General features: G+C 68.8%; 16 protein-coding genes and 1 pseudogene. 8 read left to right on the plus strand and 9 right to left on the minus strand.

Annotation, left to right across the window (positions count from 1 at the left end):
* Window positions 1-4: 4 nt before the first annotated feature.
* The 8 genes and pseudogenes from HWX09_RS28315 to HWX09_RS28350 all read left to right on the plus strand — a co-directional run bounded on the left by HWX09_RS28315 (window position 5) and on the right by HWX09_RS28350 (window position 9,866).
* Complete coding sequence (locus HWX09_RS28315; protein WP_027781264.1) at window positions 5-1,378, plus strand: nucleobase:cation symporter-2 family protein; 1,374 nt, start codon at window positions 5-7, stop codon at window positions 1,376-1,378.
* An 82-nt stretch (window positions 1,379-1,460) separates the two neighbouring features.
* Complete coding sequence (locus HWX09_RS28320; RefSeq protein WP_027781265.1) at window positions 1,461-2,843, plus strand: amidohydrolase family protein; 1,383 nt, start codon at window positions 1,461-1,463, stop codon at window positions 2,841-2,843.
* A gap of 14 nt (window positions 2,844-2,857) precedes the next feature.
* A pseudogene (locus HWX09_RS28325) lies at window positions 2,858-3,145 on the plus strand (Asp/Glu/hydantoin racemase); the annotation flags it as partial.
* A gap of 137 nt (window positions 3,146-3,282) precedes the next feature.
* Entirely contained in the window at window positions 3,283-4,170 is an 888-nt protein-coding gene (locus tag HWX09_RS28330) for a LysR family transcriptional regulator (protein ID WP_027781266.1), read from the plus strand.
* Between the two features lie 171 nt (window positions 4,171-4,341).
* Window positions 4,342-5,796: a D-aminoacylase gene (locus HWX09_RS28335; RefSeq protein ID WP_027781267.1), complete on the plus strand. Its 1,455-nt coding sequence runs from the start codon at window positions 4,342-4,344 to the stop codon at window positions 5,794-5,796.
* Window positions 5,793-7,133, plus strand: coding sequence for an MFS transporter (locus HWX09_RS28340; protein WP_027781268.1), 1,341 nt, complete (start codon window positions 5,793-5,795; stop codon window positions 7,131-7,133). Before HWX09_RS28335 ends, HWX09_RS28340 begins: the two co-directional genes overlap by 4 nt.
* A gap of 28 nt (window positions 7,134-7,161) precedes the next feature.
* On the plus strand, window positions 7,162-8,505 hold the full coding sequence (locus HWX09_RS28345) for an amidase family protein (RefSeq protein ID WP_027781269.1): 1,344 nt from the start codon (window positions 7,162-7,164) through the stop codon (window positions 8,503-8,505).
* Between the two features lie 119 nt (window positions 8,506-8,624).
* Entirely contained in the window at window positions 8,625-9,866 is a 1,242-nt protein-coding gene (locus HWX09_RS28350; RefSeq protein WP_027781270.1) for an FAD-binding oxidoreductase, read from the plus strand.
* A gap of 49 nt (window positions 9,867-9,915) precedes the next feature.
* On the opposite strand, the gene HWX09_RS28355 is transcribed toward HWX09_RS28350, so the two are convergent.
* From HWX09_RS28355 to HWX09_RS28395, 9 genes are all read right to left on the minus strand, one after another.
* Window positions 9,916-11,061: an alpha-hydroxy acid oxidase gene (locus tag HWX09_RS28355; protein WP_027781271.1), complete on the minus strand. Its 1,146-nt coding sequence runs from the start codon at window positions 11,059-11,061 to the stop codon at window positions 9,916-9,918.
* Window positions 11,062-11,242: 181 nt separating this feature from the next.
* Complete coding sequence (locus HWX09_RS28360; protein WP_027781272.1) at window positions 11,243-12,010, minus strand: FadR/GntR family transcriptional regulator; 768 nt, start codon at window positions 12,008-12,010, stop codon at window positions 11,243-11,245.
* Window positions 12,011-12,078: 68 nt separating this feature from the next.
* Window positions 12,079-12,969: an amidohydrolase family protein gene (locus tag HWX09_RS28365; protein WP_027781273.1), complete on the minus strand. Its 891-nt coding sequence runs from the start codon at window positions 12,967-12,969 to the stop codon at window positions 12,079-12,081.
* Between the two features lie 66 nt (window positions 12,970-13,035).
* A complete protein-coding gene (locus tag HWX09_RS28370; protein ID WP_027781274.1) occupies window positions 13,036-13,977 on the minus strand; it encodes an ABC transporter substrate-binding protein in 942 nt (313 codons plus the stop codon).
* Between the two features lie 82 nt (window positions 13,978-14,059).
* A complete protein-coding gene (locus HWX09_RS28375) occupies window positions 14,060-15,097 on the minus strand; it encodes an ABC transporter permease (RefSeq protein ID WP_006480700.1) in 1,038 nt (345 codons plus the stop codon).
* A gap of 19 nt (window positions 15,098-15,116) precedes the next feature.
* A complete protein-coding gene (locus tag HWX09_RS28380) occupies window positions 15,117-16,655 on the minus strand; it encodes a sugar ABC transporter ATP-binding protein (protein WP_027781275.1) in 1,539 nt (512 codons plus the stop codon).
* Between the two features lie 12 nt (window positions 16,656-16,667).
* Window positions 16,668-17,444: an SDR family oxidoreductase gene (locus HWX09_RS28385; protein WP_027781276.1), complete on the minus strand. Its 777-nt coding sequence runs from the start codon at window positions 17,442-17,444 to the stop codon at window positions 16,668-16,670.
* Between the two features lie 70 nt (window positions 17,445-17,514).
* Window positions 17,515-18,792: an L-fuconate dehydratase gene (locus HWX09_RS28390; RefSeq protein ID WP_027781277.1), complete on the minus strand. Its 1,278-nt coding sequence runs from the start codon at window positions 18,790-18,792 to the stop codon at window positions 17,515-17,517.
* 23 nt (window positions 18,793-18,815) lie between these two features.
* Window positions 18,816-19,658: an ureidoglycolate lyase gene (locus HWX09_RS28395; RefSeq protein WP_027781278.1), complete on the minus strand. Its 843-nt coding sequence runs from the start codon at window positions 19,656-19,658 to the stop codon at window positions 18,816-18,818.
* Between the last annotated feature and the right edge of the window lie 56 nt (window positions 19,659-19,714).

A 19,714-nucleotide genomic window follows, 5' to 3' on the forward strand; every position in this document is an offset into this window, starting at 1 on the left:
GCCCATGAACTCTGCTTCACATCCCGTCGATCGGGTCCTGCCGCGCCGCCAGATGCTGACGCTCGGCCTGCAGCACATGCTCGTCGCCTATATCGGCGCGATCGCGGTGCCGCTGATCGTCGCGTCGGCACTGAAGATGTCGCCCGCCGACACGACCGTGCTGATCAGCACTGCGCTGTTCTGTTCCGGCATTTCGACGATCCTGCAGACAGTCGGCGTCTGGAAGCTCGGCGTACGCCTGCCGATCCTGCAGGGCGTCGCGTTCAGCAGCGTCGGCCCGGTGATCGCGATCGGCCTCACGCCGGGCGTGGGCTTCGCCGGCGTGTGCGGCGCGGTGATCGGTGCGGGCATCATCACGACCTTCGCGGCGCCGCTGGTCGGCCGGCTGCGCCGCCTGTTCCCGCCCGTCGTGACTGGCTGCATCGTCACCGTGATCGGCCTGCAACTGTTTCCGGTCGCGTACCAGTGGGCCGGCGGCGGCGACGCTGCGAAGCTGCAGTTCGGCGAGCTGTCGTTCCTCGCGGTCGCGCTCGTCGTCGCGGTCGTGATCCTCGCGGTCAACCGTTTCGCGAATGCGTTCCTGCGCAACCTGTCGGTGCTGATCGGGCTGGTCGCCGGCAGCCTGCTCGCGATCGCGCTCGGGATGGGCAACTTCACGAACGTTGCGGCCGCGCCGTGGTTCACCGTGCCCGTCCCGTTCCACTTCGGCACGCCGGTATTCGCGATCGTGCCCGTGCTGACGATGGTCGTCGTGATGATCGTGCAGATGGTCGAATCGATGGGCCTGTTCGTCGCGATCGGCGACATCGTCGAGAAGCAGGTGAGCGAGGAAGATGTCGTGCGCGGCCTGCGCGCGAACGGCGTCGCGAGCGCGATCGCCGGCACGTTCGCTGCGTTCCCGTTCATCGCGTTCATGGAGAACGTCGGGCTCGTGATCCTGACCGGCGTGCGCAGCCGCTGGATCGTCGCGGTCAGCGGCGTGCTGATGTGCGTCGTCGCGCTGGTGCCGAAGATCGGCGCGATCGTCGCGTCGACGCCGTCCGCCGCGCTCGGCGGTGCGGGTATCGCGATGTTCGGCGTGGTCGTCGCGGCCGGCGTGCAAACGCTCGCGAAAGTCGACTTCGAAGGCAACCGCTACAACGTGCTGATCGTCGGCTTCACGATCGCGACCGCGCTGATTCCGGTGATGGCGCCGAAGGTGTTCGCACACATGCCCGACTGGACGCAACCGTTCCTGCACAGCGGCGTCGTGCTCGCGTGCCTCGTGTCGGTCGCGCTCAACGCACTGCTCAACGGCGTGCCGGCGGCCGAACCGGTCGACGCCCACGCGCATCACGACGCCTCGCACCGCAGCCCGATGGCACGCGAGTGCGACTGATCGGCCAGGCGCCGCGCGCGGCAACCTGCCCGCGCGCGGCGTGTGATGGCCAACCACTATCCGAATCCGAGGAGACCCAAGCATGAGCCTTCCCTCTTCTTCGCTGCTGATCAGAAACCCCGTCTCGGTCATGAGCGGCCGCGCCGGCGACGCCGCGCGGCTCGGCCAGGCCGACCTGCGCATCCGCGACGGCCGGATCGAATCGATCTCGCCCGATCTCGCGCCGCTCCCCGGCGAGCGCGTGATCGACGCAAGCGATTGCGTCGTCTACCCGGGCTGGGTCAACACGCATCACCACTTGTTCCAGAACCTGTTGAAAGGCGTGCCGGCCGGCATCAACGCGGACCTGCAGGAATGGCTCGCGGCCGTGCCCTATCCGCGCGTCGCGCGCTTCACGCCGGCACTCGCGCGCATCGCCGCGCGGCTCGGCTTCGCGGAACTGCTGCTGTCCGGCGTGACGACCTGCGCCGATCACCACTACCTGTATCACGCAGGCGGCACCACCGAGACCGGCGACCTGCTGTTCGACGAGGCCGCCGGCTTCGGGATGCGCTTCGTGCTGTGCCGCGGCGGCGCATTGCAGGCGGCCGGCGACCATCCGGGCTTCGCCGGCACTGCGCTGCAACCCGAGACGCTCGACCAGATGCTCGCCGACATCGAGCGGTTGAAGGCGCGCTATCACGACGCGGGCAGCGCATCGATGCGCCGCGTGGTCGTCGCGCCGACCACACCGACCTTCTCGCTGCCGCCCGAACTGCTGCCCGAGGTGGCGCGCGCCGCGCGCGGCATGGGCCTGCGGTTGCATTCGCATCTTTCCGAGACGACGCGCTACGTCGATTTCTGCCGCGAGCGCTACGGCAAGCTGCCCGTCGAATTCGTCTCCGATCACGAATGGCTCGGCCCCGACGTGTGGTTCGCGCACCTGGTCCATCTCGAAGCGAACGAGATCGCGATGCTTGCGGAAACGGGCACCGGCTGCGCGCACTGCCCCGTCAGCAACGCGCGGCTCGGCAGCGGCATCGCGCCCGCGCCGCGCATGGCGGCGGCCGGCGTGCCGGTGTCGCTCGGCGTGGACGGGGTCGCGTCGAACGAATCGGGCAGCATGACGCACGAAGCGAATTTCGCGTGGCTCGTGCATCGCGCGGCGCACGGCGCGTCGGCAACCACCGCCGAGGAAGTGCTGCACTGGGGCACGCAGGGCGGCGCGCGCGTGCTCGGGCTCGATGCGGTCGGCACGCTCGAAGTCGGCCAGGCCGCCGATCTCGTGCTGTACGACGTGAGCGGCCCGCGCTTCAACGGCTTCCACGATTATGCGATCGCACCTGTCGCGGCCGGCGAGCCGGCGCCCGTGAAGTACAGCATCGTGAACGGCCGCATCGTGGTGGATGACGGCGAGATCCCGGGCCTCGACCTACCCGCGCTGCGCCGCGCGGCTGTCGACGCGGTGCGGCAGTTGCTCGACTGAACGGAGGCCATGCAATGCATTCACGTATCCGCATCGGCATCCCGACGCCGTCGTCGAACACCGCGCTCGAACCGCTGACGACCACAATCGTCGCCGAACTGCCGAACGTCAGGGTGCACTTCGCGCGCTTCACCGTGACCGAGATCGCACTGAGCGCGGCCGCGCTCGACCAGTTCGACGCCGAGCGCATTCTCGTCGCGGCGCGGCAGCTTGCCGATGCGCGTGTCGACATGATCGGCTGGAGCGGCACGTCGGCCGGCTGGCTCGGCTTCGAGCGCGACGCCGCGCTGTGCCGCAGCATCGAGATGCGCTGAGCGGATCGACGCGCGCGGCTGCGCCCGCGCGCCGATCGTGCCGCCCCGCGATTTCGACGACAATGACCGCTTGATCGCGGCGCGTCGTTCCGTGCCGTCGGATCGGACACGGAGCGCCCAGCGTCATGAAAGTCGAAAACTCGGAACTCGAAGCGTTCGTCGCCGTCGCGGAGCTCGGCACGTTCCACCGCGCCGCGGAGAAGCTGCACCTGACGCAGCCGGGGCTGTCGCGCCGCATCCAGAAGCTCGAGCAGGCGCTCGGCGTCGAATTGTTCCATCGCACCACGCGCAGCGTGACGCTGACGGGCGTCGGCCGCCAGTTCCTGCCGATGGCGCGCGAGCAGATCGCGCAGCTCGGGATGATGCTGTCGTCGATCCAGGAGATCGCCGAGAAGCGCTACGGCAAGGTGCGGCTGGCGTGCATCCCCACCGTCGTCGCGCGGGCGCTGCCCGACGTGCTGCGCCGCTACGCGGCCAGGTATCCGCATGTCGCCGTGCAGATCCTCGACGGCAATCACGACTTCGTGCTGTCGCAGGTGCGCGCGGGCATCGCCGAATTCGGCGTGAGCCTGCACCCGGGCGACGACGACGATCTCGCGTTCGAGTCGCTCTTCACCGACCGCTACGTGCTCGCGGCCCATGAGGACGACCCGCTCGCGCGCGCCGACGCCGTCACGCTCGGCGAATTGCGGCACGCGAAGCTGATCATCGGCGGGCGCGACAGCGGCAACCGCCTGCTGCTCGAAATGCTGATGGGCCAGGAAGCCGTGCGGACCCGCTGGTTCTACGAGGTCGAGCACATCTCGTGCGTCGCGGCGCTCGTGGCGGCCGGCGTCGGCTGCGCGATCCTGCCCGAGAGCGCACTGCGCGCGTACGGTTCGCCCGCCGTGCGCGCCGTGCCCATCGCGAGCCCGACGATCGAGCGCACGGTCGGCATCGTGCGGCACCGCACCATCTCGATGTCCAGCTTCGCGAGCGACCTCCAGGCCCTGGTGAAGGCGTCGCTCGCCTGACGCCCACGAACCGCCCGCGGACGCGGCGCCGCCCGCATTGATGCCGGTTTCGCATGAATCGCGAGCCGAACGGCATTGGACGCCCGAAAAATGGCCGGGGACGATGGTGGCCGATACGAACGACGGAAACGGGCGACTCCCCGGGTCCGGACGGATTCCGGAGGAGCCACCATGCATTTCGATGTAATCCTGCGGCGCGGCGAGCTGATCGACGGCACGGGCACCGCGCGCTTCGACGCCGATCTCGGCGTGACCGGCGCGCGCATCGCCGCGATCGGCGACCTGAGCGGCGCGACGGCCGCGCATACGCTCGACGCGAGCGGCCTGGTCGTCGCGCCGGGCTTCATCGACAGCCACACGCACGACGACGCGTTCGTGCTGACCGATCCCGACGTCGAACCCAAGGTCGCGCAAGGCGTCACCACGGTGATCGCCGGCAACTGCGGGATCAGCCTCGCGCCGCTGCTCGCCGAACGCGACGTGCCGCAGCCGCTCGACCTGCTCGGCGCGTGGCAGGCGTTCCGCTTCCCGTCCTTTCTCGCGTATCTCGACGCGCTCGATGCCACGCCCGCCGCCGTCAACACGGCGGCCCTCGTCGGCCATTCGACGCTGCGCGTGCGGCACATGGCCGATCTCGAACGCGCGGCCGACGCGGCGGAAATCGCCGCGATGGCGGCCGACGTGCGCGAAGCGATGGCGGCCGGCGCGTTCGGCGTATCGTCGGGCACCTTCTATCCACCCGCCGCCGCCGCGACCACCGACGAGCTGATCGACGTGTGCGCGCCGCTGCGCGACACGGGCGGCGTGTTCGCGACGCACCTGCGCGACGAGACCGACGCGATCATCGCGTCGCTCGACGAGGCATTCTCGATCGGCCGCGCGCTCGACGTGCGCGTCGTGCTGTCGCATCACAAGGTGGCCGGCAAGGCCAACCACGGCCGCTCGATCGAGACGCTCGCGCACATCGACGCGCAGCGGGCGCGGCAAGCGCTGTGCGTCGACTGCCATCCGTATCCGGCCACGTCGACGATGCTGCGCGCGGACCGCATCCGCCAGTCGTCGCGCGTGATCCTCGCGTGGTCGAAGCCGCATCCCGAGCTCGCGGGCCGCGACTTCCACGACCTGCTGCCGCTGTTCGGCGATTCCGTCGACGCGGCGATCGACGCGCTGCGCCCGGCCAGCGCGATCTACTTCGTGATGGACGAAGCGGATGTCGAACGCATCATGGGCCACGCGCTGACGATGGTCGGCTCCGACGGCCTGCCGAACGACACGCGCCCGCATCCGCGGCTGTGGGGTACCTTCCCGCGCGTGCTCGGCGAGTTCTCGCGCGAGCGCGGCCTGTTCCCGCTGGAGACGGCGGTGCGCAAGATGACGGGCCTCACCGCCGAGCAGTTCGGGATCGCTGAACGCGGCCGACTCGCGGTCGGCCACTACGCCGATCTCGTCGTGTTCGATCCCGCGCGCGTGATCGACCGCGCGACCTTCGCGAGCCCGACGCTGCGCCCCGACGGCATCGAGCATGTATTCGTCAACGGGCAGGCCGTACTCGCGGACGGGCGCCACACCGGCGCACGCCCCGGGCGCGCGCTGCGCCGTATCCTCTCCAGCCGGGAGTCGTCATGACACATTCGAACGGCGCGGCCTCGCCGCGCGGCCTGCCATCCGCCGCCGATGCGCGCGCGGGCGCCGCTACACCCGACGTCGATGCGCTGTATGCGCGATTGAGCCGCCGCATCATTCCGCTGATCCTCGTGTGCTACTTCTTCGGCTATCTCGACCGCGTGAACGTCGGGTTCGCGAAGCTGCAGATGGTGACGGACCTCCACCTGTCGGATGCGGCGTACGGCGTCGGCGCGGGGCTGTTCTTCGTCGGCTACCTGCTGCTGCAGGTGCCGGCCGGCTGGCTCGTGCAGCGCGTCGGCGTGAAGCGCTGCCTCGCCGGGTCGATGCTGACCTGGGGCGTGGTGTCGATCGCCACGCTCGCCACCCGCGACACGGCCAGCTTCTACGCGCTGCGCTTCCTGCTCGGCGTGACGGAGGCCAGCTTCTTCCCGGCCGTCATCGCGTATTTCAGCGTGTGGTTTCCGTCGCATCGGCTGTCGAAGGTGATGGCGCTGCTGTTTCTCGCGATGCCGCTCGGCGTGATCGTCGGCGGCCCGCTGTCCGGCTGGATCATGGACGCGACGCACGGCGGGCTCGGCCTGCGCGGCTGGCAATGGATGTTCCTGCTCGAAGGGCTGCCGGCCGTTGTGCTCGGGCTGGTCCTGCTCGTGCGCGTGACCGAACGGATCGACGACGCGACGTGGCTGACCGACGCCGAGAAGCGCACGGTCCACGCGGAAATGGCGCAGGAGGCGGCCGGCAAGCGCACGCAACTCGGCGCCGCGCTGCGCGAGCCGACGCTGTGGATCCTGTTCGCGACGTCGTTTCTCTATAACGTCGGCAACTACGGGCTCGTGTTCTGGATGCCGACGATGATCAAGTCGCTCGGCAATCTCAGCAATCTCGCGATCGGTCTCGTCAGCGCGATCCCGTATCTCGTCGCCTCGGTCGCGATGGTCGCGAACGCGCAGCATTCGGTGCGCACCGGCGAGCGGCGCTGGCATACGGCGCTACCGGTCGCGATCGGTGGCGTCGCGCTGCTCGCGAGCCTCGGGATGCGCACGCACCCCGTGCTCGCGGTCGCGTGCCTGACCGTCGGCGTGGCCGGCATCATGAGCACGCTCGCGATGTTCTGGAGTTTGCCGTCGCGGATCCTCGCCGGCGAGGCGGCCGCGGGCGGCGCGGGGCTCGTCAACATCGGCGCGGCCGTCGCCGGATTCGTCGGCCCGACGCTGATGGGCTATGCGAAGGGTTTGACGGGCAGCACGGAATTCGGCGTCGCGCTGCTCGCGTTCACGCTGTTCGCGGCGGCGGCGCTGATCCTGTCGATTCCGCGCCGGTTGATGGCGCGATCGTGAGGTGGTGCGCATGAGCACGGCGCCGTCGATGCGCAGCGCACTCGCGCTGGCAGCCGAGGTTCGCGCGGGGCGTATCGGCGCCGAGTCGCTCGTGCAGGCCGCGCTCGCCGACATCGCCGCGCACGACGGCGCGATCCACGCGTGCGCGCAGACGTTCGACGAACGGGCGCTGCGTGACGCGCGGCGTATCGACCGGTGCGTACAGGACGGGCTCGACCCGGGCCCGCTCGCCGGCGTGCCGTTTCTCGTGAAGTGGAACTTCGACGTGGCCGGCTACACGACGGTCGCGGGATCGCCCGGGCGCGCCGCGTTGCCGGCCGCCGCTGCCGATGCGACGATGGTCGCCCGGCTGTGCGCGGCCGGCGCGGTGCCGGTCGGCGCGACCCACATGGACGAACTCGCGTGCGGCGCCACCGGTGTGAATCCGCACTACGGTTCCGTACGCCTGCCGGCGGACCCGACGCGCATGACCGGTGGCTCGTCGAGCGGCTCGGCCGCCGCGGTCGCGGCCGGCTATGTGCCGCTCGCGCTCGGCAGCGACACCAACGGCTCGATCCGCGCGCCGGCCGCACTGTGCGGCGTATGGGGCTTTCGGCCGGGCGACGGGCGGCTGTCGCGGGACGGTTGCCTGCCTTATGCCGATTCGCTCGATACCGTCGGCGGGTTCGCGAACGATATCGACGATCTTGCGGCGTTGTACGACGTGATGCTCGGCGGTGCGGTGACGTTGCATGCGCAACGAATGCGCGCACCGGGCACGCAGTTGCGCGTCGCCGTGCTGGCCGGCGATTTCGAACGGCACGCCGATGCGGACGCGCAACGCGCCGTGCGGCGCGCGGCGGCTTGCCTGCGCGCCGGCGATTCGATATCGGTCGGCCGTGACGAAGTCGCGCGAGTGCGCGACGCGGCGGTCGTGATCTCGAACGTGGAACTGGCTCGCGCCCATCGCGGGTTGCTCGATGCGCCAGCCGCGCTCGTCTCCGAGCGCCTGCGTTCGCGCATTGCGGCCGGCCTCGCGACGACTGACTCGGCCTATCTGGAAGCGATCGCCTGTCGTGCCGCGTGGCGCGCGCGCCTCGAAGCGCTGTTCGCGCACCACGACGTGCTGATCGCGGCCGCGACGCCCTATGCCGCGCCGCGCTTCGCCGACGCGACCGTCGACGTCAACGGCGAAGCGCTCGAACCCGCGAAGACGCTCGGCCTGCTCACGCAGCCGATCTCGTTCGCGGGTTTGCCTGTCGTCAGTGCGCCGTGCTTCCTGCCGGGCGAGTTGCCGGTGGGCGTGCAGTTGATCGGCGCGCCGGGGAGCGAGGCCGTTTGCTTCGACGCCGCACGGCGGTTCTCAGCCTCGTGGCGGAACATGCTTCGTTAGCGACGCGCCCCCTTGGTGCCCCGCGCCGCCGCGAGTATGCTTGCAGTTCGAACGCCCCCCAACCTGGGCGCGCACTCCGCATCGCGGGCAAGCGCACCGCCAACCGGCTTTCATCACCCATGGATTTCGACGTCATCGTTCTAGGCGCCGGCATCGTCGGCGTCTCCGCCGCGCTGCACCTGCAGGATCGCGGCCGCAAGGTCGCCCTCGTCGATCGCGGCGCGCCCGGCGAAGGCACGAGCTTCGGCAATGCCGGACTGATCGAGCGCTCGTCGGTCGAACCGTACCCGTTCCCGCGCAGCCCGTTCACGCTGATGCGCTACGCGTTGAACCGCTCGACCGACCTCTACTGGCACAGCGCATCGCTGCCCGCGTTCGCGCCGTGGCTCGCACGATTCTGGTGGGAATCGGCGCCGCTGCGTCACGCGGCGGCGTCGCGCGACATGCTGCCGCTGATCGAACGCTGCATCGTCGAACACGACGCGCTGATCGCGCGGGCCGGCGCCGGCGAACTGATCCGCGCGAGCGGCTGGCTGGAAGCGTTCCGCACGCCGGCCGCATTCGAACGCGGCGTGGCGGAAGCCGGTCTCACCGCGCGCCGCCACGGGCTCGGCATCACGCCGCTCGACGCAGCCGCGCTGCGCGCGCATGAACCGAGCCTCGCCCCGGGCTTTTGCGGCGCGCTGCACTGGCTCGACCCGAAAAGCGTCGTCGATCCGGCCGCGCTCGTCAAAGCATATGCGCAGCTCTTCGTGCAAGGCGGCGGCACGTTGCTGACGGGCGACGCCGCAAGCCTCGACGCGCTGTCGCCCGGCTGGCAGGTGACGACCGACGACGGCCCAGCGGACGCGCCGGCCGTCGTGGTCGCGCTCGGCCCATGGTCCGACACGGTGTTCGGCAAGTTCGGCTACAAGATCCCGCTGCGCGAGAAGCGCGGCTATCACATGCACTACGCGCCGTCCGCGCGCGGCGTGCCGTCGGCGCCGATCGTCGATCGCGAATACGGTTACGTGATCGCGCCGATGCGGCGCGGGCTGCGGCTGACGACGGGCGTCGAGATCGCGCGGCGCGGACTTCCGCCAACGGGCGTGCAGCTCGAACGCGCGGAACGCGTCGCACGGCCGGTGTTCGGGTTCGGCGAGCGGCTCGACCCGCAGCCGTGGCTCGGCTTCCGGCCGTGCACGCCCGACATGCGCCCGGTGATCGGCCCCGCGCCCGCGCATCGCGGGCTGTGGTTCGCGTTCGGGCACAACCATCACGGGCTGACGCTCGGCCCCGTCACCGGCCGCCTGCTGGCCGAGATGATGACGGGCGAGGCGACGTTCACCGATCCGGCGCCGTATCGCGCGGATCGCTTCTGAGCGCGCGACGCCAACCGGCCCGAACGCAGGACCGGCGTCGCCCCCGCCGTCAGCGAAAGCGAAGCTGATTTCGCCCCAGTTGCGAAACAGACGCGCAGCCCATCAGCCGCATATCGCGTTCGATCTCCGTCCGCATCAGCTGCAACGCGCGCTCGACGCCGGGCTGCCCCGCAGCGGCGAGCGGGAACAGGTAGTAGCGCCCGAGGCCGACCGCCTTCGCACCGAGCGCCAGCGCCTTCAGTACGTGCGACCCCCGCTGCACGCCGCCGTCCATCATCACGTCGATCCGGTCGCCCACCGCGTCGACGACCTCGGCAAGCTGGTCGAACGCGGCGCGCGAACCGTCCAGTTGCCGCCCGCCGTGGTTCGACAACACGATGCCGGTACAACCGATGTCCGCCGCCCTGCGGGCGTCGTCGACCGACATCACGCCTTTCAGGCAAAACTGGCCGCCCCACTCCCGCACCATCGCGGCGACGTCGTCCCATGACATCGACGGATCGAGCATGTCCGTGAAGTAGCGGCTGATCGACATCGCGCCGCCGCCCATGTCGACATGCCGGTCGAGTTGCGGCAAACGGAACCGCTCGTGGGTCAGATAGTTGAACGCCCAGGCCGGCTTCAACGCGAACTCGGTCAGCCCCGCGAGCGTCAGCCGGAACGGAATCGAGAAGCCGGTGCGCTTGTCGCGCTCGCGATTGCCGCCGGTGATGCTGTCCACCGTCAGCATCATCACGTTCACGCCGGCCTCCCGCGAGCGATTCATCATTTCGCGGTTGAGACCGCGATCCTTGTGAAAGTAGAACTGGTACACCTGCGGGCCCGGGCTGATCGCACGGGCCTCTTCCAGGCTCACGGTGCCGAGCGACGACACCCCGAACATCGTGTCGAATTTCGCGGCCGCGGCGGCGACGGCCCGCTCGCCGTCGTGATGAAACAGGCGTTGCAGCGCCGTCGGCGAACAATAAACCGGCATGCCGAGCTTTTGCCCCATGACCGTCACCGACAGATCGACATCGCGCACGCCGCGCAACACGTTCGGCACCAGATCGCAGCTTTCGAACGCGCTCGTGTTGCGTCGATACGTGGCTTCATCGTCGGCCGCACCGTCGATGTAATTGAAGATCGGTCCCGGCAACCGCCGTCTGGCGAGCTCACGGAAGTCGTGGAAATTGTGGCAATCGTTCACGCGCATTCGTCACACTCCATTCGGCGCGCGAGCGGCATGCCGGTGGGCCGGCGCGCGTCGCTCGCATCGCAGTGTTCGTTCGGCCCCGGCGGCAGGTACATTCGCGCGATACGGAGGCCGCGTCGGCACCCGGGAGGAGCCGCATCGCGTCCGCCGCTTCCGACCTGCAGGGAATCGACTCGCACGTTCAGTCGAGCGCGCGGCCGAAGATGCGGATCACTTCGTCGAGATGCTCGGCCATCGCGCGGCGCGCGGCTTCGGGATCGCGCGCGCGGATCGCGTCGAGGATCGCGCGATGCTCGCGTTCCGACCGGTGCGGCATGTCGTTCGGCATGTACAGCGACTGCAGCCGCTGGAACATCAGGTCGTACTTGTGCGCGAGCAACTGCTTGATCATCAGCGCATACGCCGGATTGTCGCTCGCTTCCGCGATGCGGATATGGAACAGCCGGTCGCCCGGATGCGTGAGGGAGCCGCTGCGGTTGTCGTCCTGGTTGCGCAGGAACGCTTCGTGAATGCCTTCGATCTGCGCGTCCGAGCCGTGCTTCGCGGCCAGCGATGCGGCTTCCGGCTCGATCAGCCGGCGCGCCTGCAGCAGCGCGAACGGCGGGATTTCGGTATCGAGGTCGAGCGCGATGCCGAGCTCCGGATCGATCTCGACGATCGTGAACGGCGCGACCTTCGCGTCGAGCGCCGATGCGGGTTCGGGCGCGGCGGCCGTTTCGGGATGGCGCACCTTCACGCCGTCGCCGACGCGCACGCTGACGAGCCCGTTCACTTCGAGCGCGATCAGCGCCTCGCGCACCGACGTGCGCGACACGCCGAACCGTTCGGCGAGTTCGCGCTCGGGCGGCAGATAGCTGCCCGGCGGGAAATCGCCGGACTCGATCATCGCACTGAGCTTGTCGGCGATCTGCTGGTAGAGGCGGCGGTTCTGAATCGGCTGGATGGACATACGTTGACGCTGGTAATCGGTTTCGTTCCGGACGGTCCGACGAATCGCGCGGACCGCTCGCGCCTATTTTATATGCCGCGCTTCACATCGCCCGGCACCGCGTAGCAGCGCGCGGCCGTGCCGCCCCACAACGCGGCGCGTTCGGCCGCCGACAGCCGCGATTCGGCCCAGCGCTCGACCAGCGACGCCACTTCGTCATACGACGCCGCGAGCAGGCACACGGGCCAGTCCGATCCGAACATCAGCCGCTGCGGGCCGAACGCGTCGAGCGCCGCGTCGAGGCACTGCTCGATATGCCGGATGTCCTGCCCGCGCAGGCCGCGCCGCCAGTCGGCTTCGGTCACGAGCCCCGACAACTTGCACGCGACGTGCGGCAGCGCGCCGAGTTCGCGCAGCGACGCGCGCCAGCGCGCGAGCGCCGTGTCGTCGCGCTCGAACTCGGCGAGCGCCGGCTTGCCGGCGTGGTCGAGCACGAGCCAGTGCGCGTCGTGCCGCGCGCAGAACGCGCGCACGTCCGGCAACTGGCGCTCGAACACGAGCACGTCGTACACATAGCCGTTCGCCTGCAGCCACGCGACGCCGCGATTGAAACCGGGATCCGCGACGAACGCGCCGACGTCGGCTTCGTCCTGCATCTGATGACGAAAGCCGCGCAGCTTCGGGCTGCGCCACTCGGCGACACGGTCGGCCAGCTCCGGCGCACCGAGATCCTCCCAGCCGACCACCGCCGCGATGCGTGCATCGTCGCGCGCCAGATCGAGCAGGAACGCCGTCTCGTCGCGCCCGGCGCGCGCCTGCACCGCGATCGACGCGCCGAGCGCCTGCGCATGCATCCGCGGCCACAGCGCGTCGGGCAGGTAGTCGCGCGCGAGCACGCCCATGCCGGGGCCGATCCACGGATAGTCGGCCGCGCGATAACGCCAGAAGTGCTGATGCGAATCGATGCGCACTGCGCCCATGATGCCCTCGTGTTCGATCATCGCGGCGGCGACGGCCCGCATCGCCGCCCCGCCCATCCGCAACGTTCAGTCGTACAACACCGCCGCGATCTTCGGATCGTCGATATTGGTCTTGTCGTACCAGTAGAAACCGGTATCGATGACCTTCGGCAGTTTCTCGCCCTTGATCGCCTTCACCGCCGCCTCGACCGTCTTGTAGCCGATCCCGATCGGGTTCTGCGTAATCGCGCCGGCCATCAGCCCACTGCGGATCGCGTCCTTCTGTTGCTTGCCGGAATCGTAGCCGACGATCACGACCTTGCGCTTCATCTCGCGCACGCCGTTGACCACGCCGATCGCCGAGCCTTCGTTGGTGCCGAACAGCCCCTTCAGCTTGGGATACGCCTGCAGGATCGACTTCGTCACCTCGGTCGATTTCAGCTGATCGCCTTCGCCGTACTGCACGGTCACGACCTGCACCTTCGGGTGCGCCGACTTCATCCGGTCGAGGAAGCCGTCGCGGCGGTCGATGCCGGTGCGGCTCGTCTGGTCGTGCGCGACCACGGCCACCTCGCCCGCGTCGCCGATCAGCGCGGCAAGCTTGTCGGCGGCGAGCGCGGCAGCGGCCTTGTTGTTGGTCGCGGCCGTCGTCACCGGAATGTCGCTGTCCACACCCGAATCGAACGCGATCACCGGAATCTTCTCGGCCTGCGCCTTCTTCAAGAGCGGCAGCGCGGCCTTGCTGTCGAGGGCCGCGAAGCCGAGCGCGGCCGGCTTCTTCGCGATCGCGGCCGACAGCATGTCGATCTGCTTGTCGACCATCGCCTCGGTTTCGGGCCCTTCGAACGTCACCTTCACCTTGTAGTCCTTCGCGGCTTGCATCGCGCCCGATTTCACGGCCTGCCAGAACTGATGCTGGAAGCCTTTCGAGATCAGCGGGATGTAGGTTTCCTGCGCCTGCGCGCCGGCCGTGACACCGACGGCGAACGTCAGCCCGACGATCGCGTTCAACACCTTGCTCCTGATCACTTCGCGTCTCCTTGGTTGGTATCGACTGAAATGCCGGCCCGGCCGGCGGTGAAGCTCATGCGTGTTGGCGTCCATGCCTGCGTCAGCGGCGGCGCCGGCGCAGGATGTCCACATAGACGGCGAGGATGATGATCACGCCCGTCACGACCGTCTGCCATTCCTGCGCGACCGACATGATGCGCAGGCCGTTGGTCAGCACGCTCATGATGAACGCGCCGATGATGGTGCCGACGATGCTGCCCGCGCCGCCCGACAGCGACGTGCCGCCGATCACGACGGCCGCGATCGCATCGAGCTCGTAGCCCTGCCCGAGCGCCGGCTGCGCCGAGTTCAGCCGCGACGCGATCAGCAGGCCGGCGATTCCGCACACCGCGCCGCTGAACGTGTAGACGGCGATCTTCCACGCGTCGACGTTCACGCCGGAGAGCCGCAGCGCCTCCTCGTTGCTGCCCAGCGCGAACGTGTAGCGGCCGAAGATGGTGCGGTTCAGCACGATCGACGCGCCGATCGCGACGAGGAACAGGATCAGCACCGCGTTCGGGATCGGCAGCGCGGGGATCAGGTTGCCGATCAGCGAATCCTGCGCAATCGACGTGAAGCCCGGCGTGTCGTTGAAGTAGATCGGCCGCGTGCCCGAGATCACGAGCGACAGCCCCTTCAGCAGCATCATCATGCCGAGCGTCGCGATGAACGGAGGCACCTTCATCTTCGCGATCACGAAACCCGACACGCAGCCCGACAGCGCGCCGAAGCACAACGCGGCCAGGATTCCGAGCGGCAGCGGCATCCCCCATTTCGTCAGCACGACGCCGGCCATCACCGCGCAGAACGTCATCAGCGTGCCGACCGACAGGTCGATGCCGGACGTGATGATCACGTAGGTACAGGCGACGGCCAGCACGCCGTTCACGGCGGTCGCCTGCAGGATCGACACGAGGTTGTCGACTTCGAGGAAGTTCGACGACGCGAAGCTGAAGAACACGATCAGCAGCACGAGGCTCGCGAACGCGAGCAGCTTCTGCCGCGCGGCCGGGTTGAAGAAGCGCGATTTCAGGCTCGATGCGGCGGCCGGCGTGTCGCCGGTGGCAAGGGGCGGAACGGGATGCGTATCGTTGGACATGATGGGATCGGCTTGTGAATCAGGACAACACGGTCGACTCGCGCTGCGTCGCGAGCTGCATGATCTTTTCCTGCGTGGCGTCGGCCGCGCGCAATTCGCCGGTCACGCGGCCTTCGCACATCACGAGAATGCGGTGGCTCATGCGCAGCACCTCGGGCAGCTCCGACGAGATCATCACGATCGCCTTGCCGTCGGCGGCGAGCGCATCGAGCAGCTTGTAGATCTCGCTTTTCGCGCCGACGTCGATGCCGCGCGTCGGCTCGTCGAAGAACAGGATGTCGCAGTCGCGCAGCAGCCACTTCGCGATCACGATCTTCTGCTGGTTGCCGCCCGACAGCAGTCGCGCGGGCTGCGCGACCGACGGCGTGCGGATCGCGAGCTGCCGCACGTACGACTGCGCGGCCTCGCGCATCCCGCGCGCATCGAGGAACACGCCGCGGCGCACGAAGCGGCGCATGCTCGACAGCGCGATGTTGTTCTGCACGTCCATCCCGACCGCGAGCCCGAAGTGCTTGCGATCCTCGGACAGATAGCCGATGCCGAACTTCACCGCGTCGGCGGGCGTGCGGATCGTCACGGCCCTGCCGTGCACGCGGATCTCGCCCGCATCGACCGGGTCCGCGCCGAACACCGCGCGCGCGACCTCGGTACGGCCCGCGCCCATCAGCCCGGCGAAGCCGAGGATCTCGCCGCGCCGCAGCGTGAAGCCGACGTCGCGGATCGCGCGGCCGCGCGACAGCCCGCGCACTTCCAGGGCGATTTCGTTCGCGGACGTATCGGGCGGCGTACGGGTGTCCGTATCGAGCTGGCGGCCGACCATCATCGAAATGATCGACTCCATCGACGTATCCGCCATCGGCACGGTCGCGACGTACTTGCCGTCGCGCATCACGGTCACGCGATCGGCGATCTGGCGCAGCTCGTCCATCTTGTGCGAGATGTAGACGATGCCGACGCCGTTCGCGCGCAGGTCGCGGATGATGCGGAACAGTTCGGCGATCTCCGCGTTGTTCAGCGCGGCGGTCGGCTCGTCCATGATCAGCGCGCGCGAGTCGAACGACAGTGCCTTCGCGATCTCGACCATCTGCTGCTTCGCGACCGTCAGCCTGCCCACGGGCGTGCGCGGATCGAGATCGAGCCGCATCCGCTGGAAAATCGCGGCCGCGTCGCGGTTCAGCTTGTCTTCGTCGACGAACACCCCGAAGCGCCCGCGCGGCTCGCGGCCGATGAAGATGTTCTGCGCGACGCTCAGGTGGTTCATCAGGTTCAGTTCCTGATGGATGATGCCGATGCCGAGCGCCTGCGCGGCACGCGGATCGGCAATCTCCACCGGGCGGCCGTCCATCCGGATTTCGCCTGCGTCGCGCTGATAGACGCCCGCGAGAATCTTCATCAGCGTCGACTTGCCGGCGCCGTTCTCGCCCATCAGCGCATGCACTTCGCCCGCGCGCAGGTCGAAACGGCAATCGTCGAGCGCCTGCACGCCCGGAAAGCGCTTGCCGATGCCGGTCAGTGCGATCAGCGGCGGCGCGGTGTTCGGATTCAGGTCGGGTTGCATGAATCGCGGCCCTCAGCTGATCGCACGATCGAGATGCGTGTAGCCGCCGTCGACGAACAGCCACTGGCCCGTCGTGTGCGAAGCGCGATCCGACAGCAGGAACACGGCCGTGTCGGCGATCTCGTCGGCCGTCGTGAAACGCTGGCCGAGCGGCACCTTGCCGGCGATGCCGGCGAGCTTCGCGTCCGGATCGTCGAAGCCGGCGAGCCAGCTTCGGTACAGCGGCGTCATCACTTCGGCGGGGATCACCGCGTTCACGCGCACGCCGTCGTCGCGCAACGCGACGGCCCATTCGCGCGTCAGCGCGAGCTGTGCGCCCTTCGACGCGCAATAGCCGCTCGTGTTGCCCTGCCCGGTCACGGCCGTCTTCGACGAGATGTTGACGATCGCGCCGCGCGCCGCCTTCAGGTGCGGCACGCAGTAGTGCGCCATCACGTAGTAGTGGATGAGGTTGCGTTCGAGCGACGCGACGAACGCGTCGCGCCCGGCATCGAGCCCGATGCTGTCGTTGATGCCCGCGTTGTTGACGAGGCCGTCGATGCGGCCGAAGCGCGCGATGGTCTGCGCCACGGCGTCGCGGCACTGCGCGTCGTCCTGCAGCTCGACGGTCACGCACGCGGCGCGCGGCTGTTTCTGCGCGAGTGCGCGCCAGAACGCGTCGTCGGGCGCGTGGCGCGCGAACACCACCGGGATCGCGCCTTCGCCGGCGAGCCGCATCGAGATCGCGGCGCCGATGCCCGACGCGCCGCCGGTCACGATCACGACCTTGTCTTGCAGATTCAAATCCACTTCGCGTCTCCGTCGTTCATGTTGTCGCCGCGCACGACGCGCGTGGCGCGCCGTCGTGCATTGCCATGCGTCAGCCGCGGAACCGGTACTGCTCCAGCGATTCGGGCTTCATCTCGATCGAAAAACCGGGCGCCGTCGGCGGCATGTATGCCGCGCCGCGCACCACGCACGGTTCGACGAAATGCTCGTGCAGGTGATCGACGTACTCGGTCACGCGCCCCTCCTTCGTGCCGGAAATGCATACGTAGTCGATCATCGACAGGTGCTGCACGTATTCGCACAGCCCGACGCCACCCGCGTGCGGGCACACCGGCAGCCCGTATTTCGCGGCCATCAGCATCACCGCGAGAATCTCGTTCACGCCGCCGAGCCGGCACGCGTCGATCTGCACGACGTCGATCGCGCCGCGCGCGATGAACTGCTTGAACAGCACGCGGTTCTGGCACATCTCGCCGGTCGCGACCTGCACCGGCGCGATCGCCTTGCGGATCTTGCGATGCCCTTCGACGTCGTCGGGGCTCGTCGGCTCCTCGATGAACCACGGCCGCGCGAAGGCGAGCTCGCGCACCCAGTCGATCGCCTCGTCGACTTCCCACACCTGGTTCGCGTCGATCATCAGCTTGCGATCGGGGCCGATCACCTCGCGCGCGATCGTCACGCGGCGGATGTCGTCCTCGAGGTTCGCGCCGACTTTCAGTTTCACGTAATCGAAACCTTCTTCCACCGCCTCGCGGCAGAGCCGGCGCAGCTTGTCGTCGCTGTAGCCGAGCCAGCCGGCCGACGTCGTGTAGCACGGGTAGCCGTCGCGCTCCAGCGCGGCGATTCGCGCGGCCTTGCCGGGCGCCTGCCGGCGCAGCAGGTCGAGCGCTTCGTCCGGGCTCAGGCAGTCGGTCAGGTAGCGGAAGTCGATCGCCCGCACCAGCTCCTCGGGGCTCATGTCGGCGACGAGCCGCCACAGCGGCTTGCCCACGGCCTTCGCCCACAAATCCCACACCGCATTGACGACGGCGCCCGTCGCCAGGTGAATCGCGCCCTTGTCGGGGCCGATCCAGCGCAACTGGCTGTCCGACGTGACGTGCCGCCAGAAACGGCCCATGTCCTCGCAAATCCAGTCGAGGTCGAGGCCGACGACGAGGTGGCGCATCGCATCGATCGCCGCACAGCAGATTTCGTTGCCGCGCCCGATGGTGAACGTGAGCCCGTGACCTTCGAGGCCGTCGTGATCGGTTTCGAGCACGACGTAGGCCGCCGAATAATCGGGGTCCGGATTCATCGCGTCGGAGCCGTCGAGCTGGCGCGAGGTCGGAAAGCGCACGTCGAGGACGCGCATCGATCGAATGATAGGCATGACGAACCGTCCGTTGAAGGAAATCAGGCGTGCACGGTGCGCTGGCGTTGCTCGCCGAGCCCGTCGATGCCGAGCGTGATCACCTGTCCGGCGCGCAGATAGACGGGCGGCTTCTGCCCGAGGCCCACGCCCGGCGGCGTGCCGGTCGAGATCACGTCGCCCGGCTGCAGGCTCATGAAGCGGCTCAGGTAGCTGATCAGGTGCGGCACGCGGAACACCATCGTCGCGGTCGTGCCGTTCTGGTAGCGGTGGCCGTCCACTTCCAGCCACAGCCGCAGCGCGTGCGGATCGGGCACTTCATCGGCCGTCACGAGCCAGGGCCCAAGCGGGCCGAACGTGTCGTTGCCCTTGCCCTTGTCCCACGTGCCGCCGCGCTCGAGCTGGTATTCGCGCTCCGACACGTCGTTCACGACGCAGTAGCCCGCGACGTGCGACAGCGCGTCGGCTTCGTCGATATAGCGGCCGCCCTGGCCGATCACCACGCCGAGTTCGACTTCCCAGTCGGTCTTCTCCGAGCCGCGCGGGATCTCGACGTCGTCGTTCGGGCCCGAGATCGCGCTCGTCCACTTGCCGAACACGACGGGTTCCTTCGGCACCTCCATCCCGGATTCGGCGGCGTGATCCGAATAATTGAGCCCGATGCAGATGAACTTGCCGACGCGGCCGACGCACGCGCCGAGCCGCGGCGTGCCTTCGACGAGCGGCAGCGACGACGGCGGAATGTCGCGCAGCCGCGCGAGCGACGCGGGGGTCAGCACGTCGCCGGCGATGTCGTCGATCACGCCGGACAGGTCGCGAATATGGCCCTGCGCATCCAGCAGGCCCGGTTTTTCATGGTGTTTGTCGCCAAATCTCAGCAGTTTCATATCGTCGTGTGAACGGAAACGGAAAGTGAATGGGAAGGTGCGATCAATTAGACACG

The organism is Burkholderia sp. BCC1208 (assembly GCF_902833095.1).
GTDB lineage: Bacteria > Pseudomonadota > Gammaproteobacteria > Burkholderiales > Burkholderiaceae > Burkholderia.

Coding starts and splice junctions, on each gene's coding strand:
- HWX09_RS28350 (WP_027781270.1), top strand. CDS start 8,625: ATGGATTTCGACGTCATCGTTCTAGGCGCCGGCATCGTCGGCGTCTCC.
- HWX09_RS28355 (WP_027781271.1), bottom strand. CDS start 11,061: ATGCGCGTGAACGATTGCCACAATTTCCACGACTTCCGTGAGCTCGCC.
- HWX09_RS28340 (WP_027781268.1), top strand. CDS start 5,793: ATGACACATTCGAACGGCGCGGCCTCGCCGCGCGGCCTGCCATCCGCC.
- HWX09_RS28380 (WP_027781275.1), bottom strand. CDS start 16,655: ATGCAACCCGACCTGAATCCGAACACCGCGCCGCCGCTGATCGCACTG.
- HWX09_RS28345 (WP_027781269.1), top strand. CDS start 7,162: ATGCGCAGCGCACTCGCGCTGGCAGCCGAGGTTCGCGCGGGGCGTATC.
- HWX09_RS28360 (WP_027781272.1), bottom strand. CDS start 12,010: ATGTCCATCCAGCCGATTCAGAACCGCCGCCTCTACCAGCAGATCGCC.
- HWX09_RS28375 (WP_006480700.1), bottom strand. CDS start 15,097: ATGTCCAACGATACGCATCCCGTTCCGCCCCTTGCCACCGGCGACACG.
- HWX09_RS28335 (WP_027781267.1), top strand. CDS start 4,342: ATGCATTTCGATGTAATCCTGCGGCGCGGCGAGCTGATCGACGGCACG.
- HWX09_RS28320 (WP_027781265.1), top strand. CDS start 1,461: ATGAGCCTTCCCTCTTCTTCGCTGCTGATCAGAAACCCCGTCTCGGTC.
- HWX09_RS28330 (WP_027781266.1), top strand. CDS start 3,283: ATGAAAGTCGAAAACTCGGAACTCGAAGCGTTCGTCGCCGTCGCGGAG.
- HWX09_RS28395 (WP_027781278.1), bottom strand. CDS start 19,658: ATGAAACTGCTGAGATTTGGCGACAAACACCATGAAAAACCGGGCCTG.
- HWX09_RS28315 (WP_027781264.1), top strand. CDS start 5: ATGAACTCTGCTTCACATCCCGTCGATCGGGTCCTGCCGCGCCGCCAG.
- HWX09_RS28365 (WP_027781273.1), bottom strand. CDS start 12,969: ATGGGCGCAGTGCGCATCGATTCGCATCAGCACTTCTGGCGTTATCGC.
- HWX09_RS28390 (WP_027781277.1), bottom strand. CDS start 18,792: ATGCCTATCATTCGATCGATGCGCGTCCTCGACGTGCGCTTTCCGACC.